Origin of the sequence: Paenibacillus salivarius, assembly GCF_051307165.1 — a bacterium.
Classification (GTDB): Bacteria; Bacillota; Bacilli; order Paenibacillales; family Paenibacillaceae; genus Fontibacillus.
In genome coordinates this window covers 5,063,236-5,080,626 of record NZ_CP195592.1, presented here as the reverse complement: position 1 = coordinate 5,080,626, position 17,391 = coordinate 5,063,236, and the positions used below count along the sequence as shown (strand labels likewise).

Annotated in this window: 9 protein-coding genes; 8 read left to right on the top strand and 1 reads right to left on the bottom strand. The window is 44.2% G+C overall.

The window, feature by feature from the left end; all coding sequences use genetic code 11:
* Positions 1-116 precede the first annotated feature (116 nt).
* The 7 genes from ACSFXJ_RS23580 to metK all read left to right on the top strand — a co-directional run bounded on the left by ACSFXJ_RS23580 (position 117) and on the right by metK (position 13,231).
* A complete protein-coding gene (locus tag ACSFXJ_RS23580) occupies positions 117-4,142 on the top strand; it encodes an S-layer homology domain-containing protein (protein WP_435922742.1) in 4,026 nt (1,341 codons plus the stop codon).
* 138 nt (positions 4,143-4,280) lie between these two features.
* Complete coding sequence (locus ACSFXJ_RS23575; protein WP_435922741.1) at positions 4,281-4,622, top strand: hypothetical protein; 342 nt, start codon at positions 4,281-4,283, stop codon at positions 4,620-4,622.
* A 495-nt stretch (positions 4,623-5,117) separates the two neighbouring features.
* Positions 5,118-8,231 (top strand): S-layer homology domain-containing protein, encoded by a 3,114-nt coding sequence (locus ACSFXJ_RS23570; RefSeq protein ID WP_435922740.1) that lies wholly within the window; start codon positions 5,118-5,120, stop codon positions 8,229-8,231.
* Positions 8,232-8,359: 128 nt separating this feature from the next.
* Positions 8,360-10,870 carry a hypothetical protein gene (locus ACSFXJ_RS23565; RefSeq protein WP_435922739.1) on the top strand — a complete coding sequence of 837 codons (2,511 nt, stop codon included), beginning with the start codon at positions 8,360-8,362 and terminating at the stop codon, positions 10,868-10,870.
* A 96-nt stretch (positions 10,871-10,966) separates the two neighbouring features.
* On the top strand, positions 10,967-11,485 hold the full coding sequence (locus ACSFXJ_RS23560; protein WP_435925841.1) for a hypothetical protein: 519 nt from the start codon (positions 10,967-10,969) through the stop codon (positions 11,483-11,485).
* A gap of 94 nt (positions 11,486-11,579) precedes the next feature.
* Positions 11,580-11,849: a small, acid-soluble spore protein, alpha/beta type gene (locus tag ACSFXJ_RS23555; RefSeq protein ID WP_435922738.1), complete on the top strand. Its 270-nt coding sequence runs from the start codon at positions 11,580-11,582 to the stop codon at positions 11,847-11,849.
* Positions 11,850-12,028: 179 nt separating this feature from the next.
* Complete coding sequence (metK, locus tag ACSFXJ_RS23550; protein WP_435922737.1) at positions 12,029-13,231, top strand: methionine adenosyltransferase; 1,203 nt, start codon at positions 12,029-12,031, stop codon at positions 13,229-13,231.
* A 45-nt stretch (positions 13,232-13,276) separates the two neighbouring features.
* Here metK and ACSFXJ_RS23545 read toward each other — a convergent pair whose 3' ends face one another.
* Entirely contained in the window at positions 13,277-13,795 is a 519-nt protein-coding gene (locus ACSFXJ_RS23545; RefSeq protein WP_435922736.1) for a stalk domain-containing protein, read from the bottom strand.
* Positions 13,796-14,003: 208 nt separating this feature from the next.
* On the opposite strand from ACSFXJ_RS23545, the gene ACSFXJ_RS23540 reads away from it, so the two are divergent.
* Positions 14,004-17,318 (top strand): SwmB domain-containing protein, encoded by a 3,315-nt coding sequence (locus ACSFXJ_RS23540; RefSeq protein WP_435922735.1) that lies wholly within the window; start codon positions 14,004-14,006, stop codon positions 17,316-17,318.
* The last annotated feature ends 73 nt before the right edge of the window (positions 17,319-17,391 follow it).

The following is a 17,391-nucleotide window of genomic DNA, read 5'->3' as shown; positions in this document are numbered from 1 at the left end:
TTTTACCTTTTTTCTAAAATAACGCCATCCAACGTCCGATAACTACACTATACGACTTTTTGAGCGGTTTCCGTAGGCGGGGACTACTACAAAATCAATAAGGAGAGATTAAAATCATGCAGCGTTTAAAGAAGCCGTTTCTATGGCTCGTACTCATGTCGTTAATCATTGCGCTGATTCCAGCTGGTTTGGCTCCAACAGCGAATGCTGCTAACGGGACAACCTATTTTAGCCCGGATATCATGGGGATCCGAAATACGGCTAATATGGACATCAACTCCTTGGCTCAGCCGGGCCAAGCTCTGCGCGATATGGTTTATGTTACAAACAGCAACGTATTGGATATCAGCGGATCCTACTCCAAAGTGTCCGGGGATTCGCTTAAAGCACAGATTGACTTGTTGGTGTGGAATGTAACGACAAATAAGTGGGAAGAAGACAAACTCCACACCGCGCCGGGTACGGTTCAAAAAGATCCGATCGATACAAACCGTTTTAACGCAAACAACTTGACGTTGTTCCCGGGTCTCAACCGAATTACCCTCTCAGGTAAGTTCGGTAATGCCGAAGGGTTGGAAACCTTTTACGTGTTGTACGATAAGGTTCCTTACGTCACGAAATTGGTTGTTTCGGGAACAGGGCTGCTCGGGGATATCAATTTAAATGAAGGCTCTCGTGTCGTCGTTAAGAACTCCCGCGTGTCCCTGATGGGTGAAGTATTCAACACCACGAAAGCTACGGTTTCCGTAAACGGCGGTACAGAACAGCACACGAACGTGTACAATAACCAGCTTGCGACCCCGCCGCTCACATTGACGCCGGGTTTGAACAAGGTGAAAATCACGTTCACAAACGCATCCGACTCCATTGAAGTGTTGCGGGATATTTATTACTTTACGGATCAGGATCCGTTCATCGGATTGTATGTTCAGGATGCGTCCAATCAGGAGTATGACATTTTGAACAGCGCTCCATCTATTAAGGATACCGCTCAAACCACGGCTGTGTTAACCACGCAGTTTTTGATTCCTTATACTTCGGATCCGTTTTCTCTTTCCAACCTGGAAGTGACGGTAGACGGAAATGTTGTTAACTATACGCAACTGGGACCTAACTTGTATACGACAGGTGGCGTATTCCAGCAAGTTACCTCGAACGAAGAAGTAATCATTGAAGACGCTACAGGTCCTGCATATCGTTTGATTACACTAAAATTGGACCCGTATAATTTGACGATGGATCCTGCCAATCCTGCGGTAACCGCAAAAACCCAAAACCCGAAGGTCGATATCAAGTACACCTACCCTTCGGCAGGCACGGCACCTTATACGGCAAGCATTCAGCGGAAATATTTCCTGAGCAACGATGTGACGATCAAGAGCATCAAGTATTTGCCTGATTATCAGAGCAGCAATGCCGGCAATGTCACAAATGTGAGTCAGGTAAACTTGAGCGGGTCTCAAGTAGGTACTAGTGATTTCTACATCATGGTTGAAACGAATAATGCCTCAACGCTTTGGAATACTCTTAAAGGTACCTATATGCCATTGGGCAGTGCAGATTTGCAAATTTCGAAAACAACACCTATTCAAGCCAAGAAGGAAGATAGCAGAAACCCTGGAACTTTAGTTGACATTCCAAACACGTATATTTACCAAATCACGAATTTTGCGAATGGTCAGCAAAGCGTACAATTTAAATTCGATAATTCTACGCCATATACCGTTCAAATTTCTTATGCATCTAAGAGCTATATTAACGTAGATAATTTGGTTGACGGACAAACCTATCCGTACAATTCTGCAAAGCAAACGGTTCAGGAATTCCCGATTACAGGGGAATACATCGGCTTTACGAATATTGAGAGCGCCCAATATTTTGTCAATGGAATTGAAGGATCAACTTTGACATTAGCCCAGGGTTCAGATACGACATTGGGTGTGGACATCAACAATACCCGTTTTGACCTGAAACTGAATATTTCTACAAGCGGGCCATTGGTTACAGGTGAAAACCGCATTGAATTCAGAGGGGTTTCTCTTGACGCTTCCGGGAACAGACAAGTTGTCAGCAAAATGATTCGCTTCTATATTATTGATGAGAATGTTGCGACAGTAACTGAATTCAAGCCTGGCAAGGTACCGGCTTTGGGCCAATCTCGTGTGGATTTCCCACTCTGGACAGATTTCAATATTAACCCAAGAACTGCAGCAACAGAGGAAACAATCCGAAAAATTCTGGAGCTCCCTACGGAGTTTACTTATAAGGATGAGAAATTTACAACAAGCGAACAGGAATATGATCTAGTCATCCGTGGTAACGGTGCCCGTATTGTAAACCTGTATCAAGGATCCGATAAAATCGTTACTATAAATATTCCTCAGGATCCCGCTTATTCGGAAGGACTTATTCAAGCCGGCTCGTACTATTACAACATTATTGGGAACGAGAAGGACTTCATTATCAGAGTTCTTAACTTTAAATTTGAAACTCCAGGAACTCATGTTTATAACCTTGAAATGATCAATCCTACTGGGGCCCGGACCAACCAGCGTCTCGAAATTACGCGCGAAGTGGCACCATACCGTTTGCTTGCACCGCAGCCGACAGTCGGCGGACAGTACATCGTCAACAAGAACTTTGTTCGTTTCGATATTGAAGCTGAAGGGGCCACCAAGGTGATCATCGGTAAGGAAGAGGCAGTACGCCGTACCGAACCGGATATGAGCAATCGCTTTACTTTGGACTATGTCGGCCTCAAACCAGATAAGGACAACAAAATCAAAATCCAAATCGTTCGTGGCACTACGACTCTGAATGATGAGATTAGCGTCTATTACACAGGAACAGTTACCGTGGATTCGCAATTCATGGCAGAAAAGCCTGCAACGAAATATTCCATCTTTAATAAGAAGGTAGAGCTTTCGTTCCCGAAAGGAACGGTCATGCAATCGGCAGTCATGAACAACGACCGCATCACTAAGTTCTATCCGGATACTAAACTTTTGTTCGGTATTGCGGATCCGAAAGACGGTGTCGTGGAACGTCGTAACGATTATGGCGTCCTGATCGGAAATAACTCCGATATCAACAATGGGTATCATATTCCGGCGATTTACCCTAGCCGTTTTGCCGCAAAAGACGAAACTTATAACTTTATCCGTGTTTCCGATATCTATTGGATTAGCGGCGGCGTCGGCGAGCTCGGAGACAAAGGTGAATCAGGATACAAGCCAGCGACCAACGGTCTGGCTCCTTACTCCACGGAGGGGATCTTCACAGCCTTTGAAAAAGAACGTGAGATTGTACCTTCCCAACGCGGAACTCTGAAGCTTACCTATGATTCGAATGTCGTAGATGAAGCGGGATCGCTTGTGACCGTATTCAGATTCGTAGATATGGGCGGTTACGGAAAATGGGAGCCTGTGCCGGGCGAAATTAATACGAAGGCTCACACCATCACGGTTCCATTTGATAAGTTCGGTTATTATACAGTAATGAAGTTAAGCCGTAGCTATACGGATATTACGAACCATCCTTGGGCCAGAAACATTCTGAACGGACTGTATTCGAAAGGGATCATGCAGCCGCTCCGTACCGACGCTTTTGGTGCGGATGACCAAACGACGCGCGGAGAATTTGCCACGTTGCTTGTTAAAGGCTTGAATATTCCGATTAACGCGGATGAAAGCCAACAAACCTTCTTCGATGTTCAGTTTGAAACGAAAACGGCAACCTGGGATTTTGAACATCTTGAAACAGCGGCTAGAGCGGGGATTATTACCGGCCGGACGGAAGGCTTCTTCTATCCGAACATGCCGATTACACGCGAAGAGGCTGCGGTCATGATTGCTCGGGCTATGAAGTCCAAGCTGAAACTACCGGCGAATGATCAGAAACTCAAAGATAATCTCGCCAAGTCGTTCCTCGATTCGGGCAAGATGGATTATTACGCGCTTCCTTCGATTTCTGCCGTGACCAAAGCAAAAATCATGTCCGGGAACCCGGTGACTTTGCCGGGAGCGAAGAAAGCATCGTATAATTTTAATCCGGACAGCAATATGACTCGGGCAGAAGCGGCCAAAATCACGGTCGAGCTGCTCAAACAAAGTACAGGGATCTTCCCTAAAAACTTTAGCTAATAGCTAAACGGACCCCCTTGTTCGCGAGGTGATTGCGACAAGGGGGCCTTTTTCCAGATACATCTTTTTGTAATTTGCTGGAGATTAGGATACAATAGCAAAAGTAATGATATTTTCGCAAAAGGGTGAATTATACAGATGAAACCGATTTTATCGAAACCGCAGCTCGGTTACTCGAAAGCCAAGAGAAAATTCGAGGAGAAATCAAGAGTACTAGAGAAGCGAATCGAGGAAACTGCTAAGCTGCAGGAAGTGACTCAAGAGGTCATGGAAGAATTGGTTATTGAGACCGGTTTCCACGATGCGTTCAATATTTTGCGCGAGGCAGAGAACGAGCTGATCGAGTGGTCGCACATGACCATGAAACATGAGAAGACGTATAAAGATAATAAACAAGCTATTGATGATATGTATGCCAAACTGAATACGGATCCGCAAATGCGTAGCCGAATCATTCAATTGGCCATGCGGGTAAGATAATATTCATGAATAAATCGATAAGGCGTCCGATTTGGACGTCTTATTTTCTTTTATATGTCATATAAATATTGGGATTAGCATTGGAAAATCTTGATTAGTGACTGGCATATTCAGGGGTGATATACTAATTTCCGTAAGGCGGAACAAGTTACAAAAAGTTGAAGAAAAGGTTGTTTATAGCAAGGTAACAAACTTGAAATTTTTTTTAAAACCTCCGCAACTTTTTGAATCCTCATGCGTTTAAGATGTAGAGCATTGACAATGATGACCTGATTAGACAATTAGCGTGCCGGTTATGGTGAAACTTGTCTATCTATTAGAAAAATTAGCTTTACGGCACCAGAGACTCATTGTATAATGTTTAGGTAGGATTAGGAAACTAGTCTATTTCTACATTCTATTTGCATGGCAGTGTTTACAAGTTTCTGCGAGTCAAATCGCAGACCTAATTTATAGGAAATCTGCTCAGACTCTGGAAAGGGGGTGCAATGGCTAATGAGTAACACGAGCTATTCATTTAAAGAAAATTCTCATGTGATAGTTAATCAAGGAGGAGAAAAAAAGGTTATGAAGAAAATTTTGTCCGTAGCTCTGTCTACAGCAATGGCATTCTCCATGTTTGCTTCCGTAGCATTCGGTGCAGATGCTAAACTTACTGATCAACAACAATTTGACGCTCTGAAACAAGCTGGTATCGTTAACGGCTTCCCAGACGGTCAAGCACACTTGGAAAAAGCACTTACTCGTGCTGAACTTGCTAAAATCATCGTTCTTTCCCTGAACCTGACTCCGGTTGACGCTACTTCTTACAAAGATAAGAACTATGCTAACCACTGGGGCCGTACTTACATTGAAGCTGCTACACAAGCTGGCATCCTCAATGGTAAAGACGCAACTAAGAAATTGTTTGATCCTAACGGCAACGTAACTGTACAAGAGCTTGCAAAAGTTCTGGTTACTGCTCTGAAACTGGAAGTTCCAACTGACGCTAACAACACTGCTAGCGAATGGGCTAAAGGTTATGTAGCAGCAGCGGTTAAAGCTGGTTTCTTGCAAGAAGGTATCAACTACCAAGCTAACGCTACTCGTTCCCAGGCTGTAGTTGCAGCTTATGCAATCTACGAAGCAGCTCAATTCAAAGTGACTAAAGCGGAAGCAATCGACGCTACTCACGTTAAATTGACTCTTTCCACTGGCGAAGTTGTAGACGTAACTTTGGAAAAAGCTCTTGAGCCTAACAAAGCTACTGAACTTGAGTACACTACTAAGGACGGTAAAGTCCTGAAGTACACTGTTACTTATGTTCTGACTGCAGCAACTAAAGTAGATAGCGTATCTGCAGATAACTTGAAACAAATCACTGTGAAGTTTGACGGTGAAGTTGATAAGAAATCCGCAGAAACTGTTTCCAATTATAAAATCACCAGAGAAATTGATTCTGCTGTACTTTCTGCTGATAAGAGAAGCGTAGTACTTACGTTGAAAGGCGAAAACTACACAGACGGAAACAAACTGGAAAACCAAAGAGAAACAAAACTTACGGTTGATGGAGTGAAGAGCTCTGACTTGGCTAGAACTCTCAAGCAAGAAGTTAAATTCACTCCAGTTGACGTGACAACTCCTGCAATCAAAGAAGTTGTTGGTCTTGGTACTAAAGCGATCAAAGTTGTGTTCTCCGAACCGGTAGATCGCGCGTCTGCAATTTCTACTTCTAACTATAAAATTGATGGAAAACCGGTTGCGGGCTACATCGATTATGCATTCCCTAACTCGGTGATTTTGTCCACAGAACTGGCTACTGGTGATCACAAATTGACAGTTAGCAACGTTCAAGACTTCTCCGGTCTTAAAGTTGTTCCTGTTGACAATGACTTCACTGTAGCAGTTGATACAGAAGCTCCGACTGTTGTTAAAGCTACTGCTGATGATCTGTTTGAGGTGGAAGTGGAATTCAATGAGCCTTTGAAATCTGTTTCGAAAGCTTACAACGGCATTTCCTCCAAAACAGGTACTGTTTCCTTTGATAGAGCAAGCAATAAAATTAAGGTTAAATTCTCCAAAGCAAATGCTTTGAGTGTAACCGAGAATACTATTGTTATCGAAGGTGCTACAGATTACAGCGGTAACTCCGCTACTCGTGAAGTAAAAGTTACTCCAACTTTGGACACTACACGTCCAGAGGTAACTGAAATTAACGTTGATACTCAAACTGATGGTGATCATATCATCAAGGTTAAATTCAGCGAAGCAGTAAACAGTGATGACAATACTACTGGTAAGAACAAATCTAACTACACAATCAAGGATAAAGACGGCAAGGTTGTTGTAGGTAAAGGTTTGGATGGAAGTGGTCACCCTGTTAAGGCTATCGTATTTAACAGCGATAACAACGAAGCTACTATCGAATTGTCCGGCACACTTGACAAAGGCACCTATACTTTGGAAGTATCCGGAATTCAAGATAACGCTTATGTACCGAACACAATTCTTCCAGTATCCAAATCCTTTGAAGTAGGAGATACTTCTGAATTCAAAGTTTCTAGATTCTGGGCTGAAGTTCAACCGACAACTAACTCCAACAACAAACGTGATATTTACTTCTATGTAACATTCACTAAGCCGGTAGCAACAAGCGGTACTGGTGATGCGACTGTAGCTGCTAAATACAACGTTGCTTGGCAGGGAGCAAATGCCGCTGGAACTAACTATGAAGCTTTGCCAGCTGATTCTTATGTTGAATTGGTGACTCCGGAAACAGTGAAGGTCATTGTTCCGTATACTGACAAAGTTGTTGATAAAAATGCTGTTGATCTGCGTGTTTCTTTGGTAGCTGACCAAGACGGCAAATTTGCTTATGAAACTGCAGGGTTTGTAGGATATGCATTTGCTGAAGATTACACCAACGATATCGCTGTTGCTACAGGAAATGCTACTGCAATCGCCAAGGACAAAGTTAAGGTTAAATTCGATGGTAAATTGACTAACGTTGACGCAAGTGAATTTGAAGTGTTCAGCAACAGCGTATCTGCAACAGATGCGACTTATGACTTGACACTTGACAACTACGTTTACGAAGGCGGAAATACCATTGCAACCTTTACTATCAAGGCAGGAGAAAAATTGGCTCCTAACGCAACTGATGCAGTGTTCCGTACTAAATCTGCAAAATTGGTAAATGGCAAAACTGTTAACACTCAAGACACATTTGGCGTAAAAGTTGCCTTCGCCCCTGTAACACTGAAGGAAGAAATTAAGCCAGAAGCCGTTAAGATTAATGGTGAAGAACTTGACGTGGTAACAACAGGAACTAACCAATATCAAGCAATCGTTGAATTCAACGAAGATATCAAAGTTGTTCCTGGAACAAACGTTGTTAAATTGTCTGCGACAGGATCGAATCTGGAAATCAGCAACGTTACTTATGAAAGAAACCAAAACAATCATAAACAATTGTTGGTGAACTTCACAACTAACAAAGCGCTGCAACCAGAGTCTGTAATCACTGTTGAAATCTTGGCAGCAAACGCTGACTCCAAAGTAGTAACTGACGTTAACGATAATGCAGCAGCAGCTGTAACTCGTTCCGCAGTATACCAAAACATTGACTAATTAAATTTTAGGTTAATGTTTCACTCCCTTCTGGATATCCAGAAGGGAGTTTTCTTTTGATTTGCGAAACATTTTCCATTCAAATACGTTATAAATATATAGAACACTTTTGACTGGGGGATAACACGTTGAATAAAAGACCTGTAACGGCTGCAGTATTGGGACTATCACTATTATTGAGTAGTGCGAATGGTGTTGTTTTTGCTGCAAATAAAACAAAGTCCACTAATACGAATTCAACAACGAAGCAGACGAAAACAGTAGTACATACACTGGCGAACTTGTCGCCGGTAAAAATCTCTGCAAAAAGCACGGTCCAATTGACGGATGTTAATATTCTTACCTTAGATGAAGAAAATATACTTACCTATACGCTTGTGATCAAGAACGGGGATTCAAAAACATTGGACTTATTGGATTACTGGTCGAAAGTAAAGACAACGAGCGGAACGATCTACAGTACATCACTTATTACGAAGGATAAGGAAAAAAAGAAGCTTTCTGCGGGTTCTTCGACCACACTGACTTATGTTGCTAAGATTGGAAAAAACGTAAAGTTCAGCGATCTTGTATTTCAAATCATTAAATGGGATTTTAGTCAACCTGGATACGAGAGCTTAAAGGGTCAATTTAAAATCCCGGCATCTTATTTAACTTCTACACCGTCTAACCAATCAAAAACACTGAAGGTATTTGATACCCCGATAAAAGCCCAAATAAGCCAAGCGGCCACTTTTGCATCAGGGGATTATAATTACGTTAACGTAAGTCTTGATTTGAAAAATATCGGCTACAAAATTTTCGAAGATCCAAAGATCAAATTTGTAATTAAAACAGCTAACGGTGCAAGTTATCCGTTGTCTGCCGACTCCACAAGCGTGGACTACAAAATTCAACCTCAAGATTCAAAGACACTCAACTTGATGACGGCGATTCCAAAATCCATAAATTTATCCAAAATGGAACTTCAATTAGTTCAAGACGATGAAACATCGAAATTAAGTTTGCCGATTGCGACGATGCAAATGCCGGATGTATCTAAAAAGTCATTGGCTATTGAACCGAATATCGAGAAATATATTCAAATCGGCAGCGGAAAAATAGCAGTCAGCTTTACTGGAGCAACAATGCTTCAAAGTTTTGAAGAGCATGCCTTATCCATGAGGCTTAATCTGAGAAATACGAGTGGTTCAACAATAACAATACCGAAATATCAATTTGAGGTTCATACATCGGACGGATACCGTTTGCCGATAAGTACTCAAGCCACTGAAAACGTTACGCTTCAGCCTCTTGAAGAGAGGGTTATTAATTTAAGCGTTACGATACCGGCAAATGTGAACGCAACGAAGCCACAACTATTCATGAATCTCCCGGCAGCGGAAGATTCGAAGGATGCTTTTAGTTACCCTGTAGGCATTTTTGCCGTACCGGAGGTACAGTCGGTTCAAAATATGATCGGCCAATCGCAATTTGTCCAAACGACGAACGGTATACTTGGTTTTACCTTAGAGTCGATTCAAAGGTTGCCTTGGAGCGATGGAGATTTAGTGTCGGCTAAAATCAACATAAACAACACAGGATATAAAACAGTCATGCTTCCGGAAATGGCAGGTTTATTGAAAGTTGATTCGGCAAAATTAACGACTGATACAAAATTGGTAACAAGTCAAGCTGTTGGGCTACTAGGTGCAAATATGTCAACAGATGTATACGTTATTGCTAAAGTGCCGAATTACTTGGATTTTAGCCAATTACAAATCTCTTTACTTGAAAAGGTTGGAGAGGGAACCTCTGAATGGGTACAATTTATTAATGCTGGCAAGGTACCGGACCTTCAAACAATTAAGTACGGCGACACATACAAGCTTGAAACTCCAGGCCGTCAGGAAGAATTGAAAGTGGCTAGATCTTATGTTTACGCCGGAACATCATCGGATTTGATCTATACGGAGCTTGAAGCAACCAATCTGGAAGATCACCAAATCGACTTGTCCCAATTTGCCGGGGCTTTCCAAAGTTCGGGGGGGAAAACCTACAAAGCAACTGTCAGCCAAGTGGATACATCGTCGGCACCGGATGAGAAAAGCATTATCGCACTTTGGGCCAAGATCCCGAAAAGCATAACTACAAGTGATCTAAAGCTCGTAGTTGGTGAAGGGATCGCTGATAATAAACTCACGCCTGTAAAAGGTGAATCAACCGGTTATGTAAATGCAGCCGCAATGGAACTTAGCGTTATTCAACCCACAGTGAAGACGACGCTAACCGACTTGGAAGTATTCCCTTATACACTAACCGTCAAGAATGCCCGAGCGAAATTAAATGGTTCCACTTCCTTGAATATTGCATTTGACTATAATTTAAAGCGGAATATGGATTACACTATTGGAGAGTTCTCCCATAAGTTTTTATTTGAAATTGTGGACTCTTCCGGCCGAGTATTCGAGAAGGAATTGGCGCCAGAAACAGATTTGAAAATCACAAGCGGCGGTAGCATAAGCTTTAGCTTTGACGATTCTATTTTCGAAGGTAGAAAGGCTGGTTCTCTCCAGTTAAATGTGTATGATTTGTTCCAAGGTCAGAAATTAAAGCTGGGAAGTCAAGGTTTCTATTATACTTCAACTGAATTGCAGTAAATACCGACAAAAATCCCCCTTGCGGGGATTTTTGCTTGTCCGTATCTATTAAAACAACTATCATGAAAGTAATAGAGTCGATAGAGGAGGAACATGATGAAGACAGCATGGAAAATTGCGGCAGCCACGGTATTGCTCGGTGGAGGAATTTGGGCCGGTTCAATTTTGAATTTAACAGCCAAAGGTGCAGGTGTTACAAATCAGCCGGGTACAGTGGATGACCCGGTAGTAACCAAGAGCTACGTGGATCAGGCAATTCAACAAGCGATTAAGGGTGGAGTAGTAACTACCCCGTCCGACGGTGGAACATCACAACCGAGTGATGGAGGCAGCAGTTCGTCCGATACGATTTCCATAGTGGACGTAAAACCAGGCCAGATTTTGATCGCATCCGCTGGAGCAGAATTTGTCGTACGGGCTGGGAAAGCGGTTATATACAGTGAAGATGCCAATGGCGTTGCTGATTTAACGGATGGTAAGGACATTACTAATGGTGGGGCGGTAGCAAACAACCACTTGCTTTCTTTTCCGAGGGATGGAAGAGGAATCCAGGTCCAAGAAGGTAATAAGTATAATCTGACCGTTATGGTTCGCGGTGGATATAAGATTAAATAGAAATTTCCAAAAATAACAAACATTCTGTAGGTTAGACATGGTCATGCAGCACATACTATTCTCGAGAAATTAAATTTCTGGAGGTGCTGCAAGTATGGCTAGAAGTAACCGAAAAATCGTACCTGAAAGCCGTCAAGTCATCAACCAGTGGAAATATGAAATTGCTGCCGAGTTCGGTCTTCCGGTGAACACTGGTCTGTCAGGAGGAGCCGACACTGAGTTTGCCGGTGAACTAGGGGCAATCGGTAGAGGATCTGGAAGAAGCGAAAGTTGGGGGCATTTAACATCCCGGGAAAACGGTTCTGTCGGCGGGGAGATTACCAAACGCTTGGTAGCTGAGGCACAGCGGAATCTGTTATTATAAAATATTCCAAATATTTTGACATGACTTGGCAAATACGATAATATGACTTTTGAGGATTGTCGACTCAGGCCTTTTCCGCTAAGGGAAAGGTTCATTTTTTGATTAGCGGCCCTCATCTTATTTTTAGTATTGGATACTTGGGCTTTTGCCATACTATCCATAGGGGAGGTTGAATTTTCATGTCCATTCAAGGGCGACACCTGTTTACTTCCGAGTCCGTAACCGAAGGGCACCCGGATAAGATTTGCGACCAGATTTCTGATGCGGTTCTTGACGCATTTTTAACAAATGATCCATACGCTCGGGTGGCTTGCGAAGTTTCCGTGGCGACAGGACTTGTCCTCGTCATCGGTGAAATCAGCACCAAATCGGAATATGTCGATATTCCGGCCATCGTGCGTAAAACGGTACAAGATATCGGCTATACCCGTGCAAAATACGGCTTCGACTCCAACACATGCGCAGTGCTGACTTCGCTGAATGAACAATCCGCGGACATCGCACAGGGCGTAAACGCGGCATTGGAAAACCGCGATCCGGCTCAAATGGATAAGGAAACGGAAAATATCGGTGCAGGTGATCAAGGCTTGATGTTCGGTTTTGCCACGAACGAAACACCGGAATTAATGCCGCTTCCGATCGCACTATCCCACCGGATTGCCCGTCGTTTGTCGGAAGTCCGTAAGAATGGTACATTGGATTACCTTCGTCCCGACGGAAAGACCCAGGTTACGATTGAATATGTGGACGGCAAGCCAAAACGCGTCGACACAATTGTCGTATCCACGCAGCATGCTGAGGATATTACACTGGAGCAAATCCAGAAGGATATTAAGGAACATGTTATTCTTCCAGTCGTCCCTGAGGAACTACTGGATGGAGAAACCAAATATTTCATTAACCCTACTGGCCGTTTTGTTATTGGCGGCCCTCAAGGGGATGCCGGTCTTACCGGACGTAAAATTATCGTCGATACTTACGGTGGCTATGCTCGTCACGGCGGAGGTGCTTTCTCGGGTAAGGATCCGACAAAAGTTGACCGTTCCGCAGCTTACGCGGCACGTTATGTGGCCAAGAACCTTGTTGCAGCCGGTCTGGCGGACAAGGTAGAAATTCAGTTGGCATATGCGATCGGTGTAGCGAATCCCGTCTCCATCAATGTGGATACTTACGGAACAGGCAAAGTGCCTGAAGAGAAGTTAGTTGAGCTCGTTCGCGAGAACTTTGACTTACGCCCGGCAGGTATTATTCGTATGCTGGATCTCCGTCGCCCGATTTATCGCCAAACAGCTGCCTACGGGCACTTTGGCCGGACGGACATCGATCTCCCTTGGGAACGGGTGGACAAGGCTGAGGCTCTAAAAGCACAGGCTGGCATCTAAAAAAGAAAGTCTCATCATTCAATCATGATGAGACTTTCTTTTTGTTTAAATTTTAAAACCGGCTGCTTTCAAGTCTTCTTTATTTAACATGAACGAATCCTTGAGCTTAAGTACGCGGATGGTTTTTCCATCTTCTGTGACAACCTTCGTTTCGAAGCCCTCAGTTAAACCGGCTTTATTAATACCGAAAAGTCGAATACCGCTTCTTGCAATCGTAATGATATCTTCCGGATCTTCAGGTTGGCCAATTTGGACTTCATTGAGTGCGGCAAAATTTGCTAGAGATATCCATTCTGCAACGGTTTCGCTTTTAGAAGCAAATTCAATAGTTTTTCCAGGTCCGTCATATTTGGTATCATAACCGAACATTGTCGCAACTTCGCGAATAGGTACATATGTAGTTCCATTGTAGACCAACTGGTTTGACGTTCCAGTTTTTATTTCTCCGTCCACCAAAATTTTAAATTTAGCGATCGTTGCTTGAATGGTGTTTGGCGCAGCAGCAGCTACGGTGGCTGAGCCAATCAGCATACCAATTGCTAATGAAGCGATGACTCTTTTCATATATTATCTCCCCCTAAGAATAAAGTACACAATTGATATTACCCAGCGAGCAAGCAATTGACTACATAAAAATAAAATATTTCAAAAAATGCGTTTGAAATTTGTTTTTGCCAGTTATTAATTTAGCACCCCTTTTTGCCGTTAATAGTTATAAGTATGTAAACTTAATCTCTAATATGTTTTGAATAATACAGATGAGATAGTGAGTATGAAAGGGGAACTTGAAGTGAAGAGGAAAGTTTCATTGGTCTTTGCCTTACTGTTAGTAATGAATACATTACTTGGCTTTGGAGGCCAACAAACAGCGAAGGCAATTAGTCTGTCTCCAGTAGTGAGTCCAAGCAACGGGAGTGTAAACGTACCGTTAAACACTAAACTCCAAGTAAGCTTTTCCGGATCGAAATTAAGAACTAACGGGAAACAGACCTATGTAATTGCTAGAAATGTTTCATCAAGCTACACAGAAAAAATGGATGTTACAGTAACGCAGTCGACTTATGTCAGCACGCTTGTTTTGACGCCACCAGCCAGTTTGCAAAGTGGGTCGCGTTACGAGATATCTTTCCCGGCCGGAGCTTTTATTGTAGGAGAGACAAGTGGCGTTAAGTCGCCTGAACTGAAATGGACGTTTACAACAACTTCCTCCTCGAATGCCCTAACGGCCACTTCTTTTTATCCGACGAACGGGAGCACGAATGTAGGCGTCAACGACAATTTAAGAATTACTTTTAACCGGAATGTGAAATACAACTATGCCGTATCCAATGCAGGAATTGTCCTGAGAAAAGCCTCGAATTCCTCGAGTGTTCCGATCACGGTGGCTTTCAGCTCCAATCAGGTGACGATTGATCCGGTAAATAGTTTGGAAGCCGGCACGAAATATTACGTAGAAATTGCAAGCAACGGAATCTATGACGAACAGTACGGCACTTATTATGCGGGGTTGAGCGGAAGCGGCGGTTGGTCGTTCACGACGGCATCCTCCGACAAAACCGCTCCTGTTCTGCAAAGTGCAACGATGTACAACAACACGGCCATTATACTGACATATAATGAAACCTTGGATTATTCGGCTTATGTACCGACGTCGAGTTATACGGTGACCGTAAACGGGGAGAGCAGACGGGTAAGTTATGTGAGTGTTTCCGGGAGCAGCGTGTATGTCAACCTGGAGCTCGGTGTAGCCGTAGGCCAGAATGTAAGCATCAGCTATTCGGGTCAGACGGTGAAGGATCTGGCTGGAAACTCGGCTCCTACTTTCAGTGGCAAAGCTGTTACAAACGGAGTCGATTCGGTCAGTCCGAAACCACGAGACGGATACGCGTCGGGCAACAAGGTCACATTGTATTTTACAGACTCTTTGAAAAGTCCGTCCAGCTATGCTTACCAGCAATTTACGGTAACGGCGAACGGTACGTCGAAAGGGATCAGCAGCATGACGCAAAGCGGGTCGACGGTTACTTTGTATTTAACCAGCTCGATCTCCAACGGCGAAGTCGTAAAGGTGTCCTACGTCCCTGGATCGTATCCGCTTCAGGATTACCGTGGATGGGATATTGCGGCGTTCACCGACTACTATGTGCGCAACTATAACGATAATGTCCCCCCTGTACTTGTGGGGGCCCAAGGATCGGACAGAACCATCGTTCTGACTTATAACGAACCGCTGAGAACGAGCGTGACTCCTTTAAAAAGCCAGTTCTCCGTGCTTGTCAACAACTCGCCGGTCTATGTGAACGCCGTGGAAATTGTATCGGACAAGGTTATTCTGACATTGGCATCGTCATTTACCGAGTCTCAAAACGTGACCGTATCTTATGTCGCAGGCAGCAATGGAATCGCCGACCTGAACGGGAACCTGGCCGGGTATATCAATCTGCAGCCGGTAACCTATGGAGCAGTGGCAAATGGAGTACAGTCCGCGACCGTGAATGGCGATACATTGACCATTACGTATAACACGACATTGAAGAGCATGTCCTTTTTGCCGGTAAACCAGTTCAGTGTCGTGGTGGACAAGGTTAGCGCAGGAATTCAGTCGGCGACAATCAGCGGCAACACGGTAACCTTGAAGCTGACTTCGCCGGTCAAAGCCGGTCAAATCGTGAAATTGTCTTATTTGGTTGGTGCATCCCCGCTATATGATACTCAAGGGAATCAACTAAAAAGCTTTAATGACGTGGCGGTTCAAAATTTGACAGGCGGTCAAGGTACACAGACTCCTAACGGGGTTCAACCAAGCTATCTGACGGTAATGTCGGCCATCGATTTTGGCGTGGTAGGATACATGCTGGATACGAGTGCCGCGCAAGCTTCTTCAAGCCAATCGAAATCCGGTCAGCCTATCAAAAAATACACGATCGATACTGATAAGCTGCAAGCTTCGTACAAATACTTAAGCGATACGAATGCGGGAACGAAGAGAGTCGTATTTGAAGTCCCTGCAACGGAAAAAGCGGCCGAGGTCGCATTCCCGCTGGCTCCCCTTATGGAGTTCTACAGTTCGGGGAAAACCGGGTCCTTTGCCGTGAAGCACAACAAGGTCATGTACGATCTCCCGATTGAAAAAATTCCTTTCGTCGATATTTCCAGAGCTTTGAATGCCGGATCGTTGACGAACTCTTATGTGACGGTGCAGTTGGATCCGTTATTGACGGGTCAAGCGCCGACTCGAAACAATAGCAATGTCGTAACCACAACGACGCTGATGAATCCGGTCCAGATTTATGTCTATGCTTACAATGGAGCTACGCCGCAATCGTCGGTGGATGTGGCACATAAAGGGCAAATCTATATGAAATTGGCCAATTCGACAATGAGTAATCTGACTTACCTGGCCCGTTACAATTTGAGCGCAGGAACGGTTGCGTTCCAGCCGTCGGATATACAGGGAACCGGGAGCAATTTGGTTTTTGTCGGACAGGTGAACGGAAACTCCGTGCTTGGGCCGGCTATCGGAACCAGTTATTTGACGGACACGTCGTCTCACTGGGCGAACAAAGAGATTACGGAGCTGACGAGCAAGCTGATTGTTGAGCCTCGTTCAGGCGCCAAATTCGAGCCTAACAAGAACATTACGCGTGCCGAGTTCGCCGTGTTTGTTGCGAAGGGCCTTGGTTTGGAAGGCGATGCGGCCAACGCAAGCCGGTTCTCCGATGTACAGGGCGGAAGTGCAAACGCCGCATATATCGGGGCCGCCGCGAAGGCGGGAATCATTAACGGGAATACGGACGGCACGTTTAAGCCGGGCAATTCCATTACCCGTGAGCAAATGGCTTTGATGATGGTACGGGCGATGGAATATGCGGGCCATAACATTTCCTTGGGGAGCACATCGGCTCAGGTACTGGGCAAATTTAAAGACAGTGCCAAAATCCAGTCCAAAGACACGGTTGCCAAGGCCGTCAAGGAAGGCATCATTCAAGGCGTAAGCACCACCCAATTCCAGCCGGCCGGTAACGCCACGCGCGCCCAAGCTGCGGTCATGCTGAAACGCGTATTGGATAAGCTGAATTATTTGTAAGGTAAGAGCTTTAAATAAGATTGCCGTGAAATAGAGTACAAGGTCCACTCCGTAAGGGGTGGGCCTTTTTGCA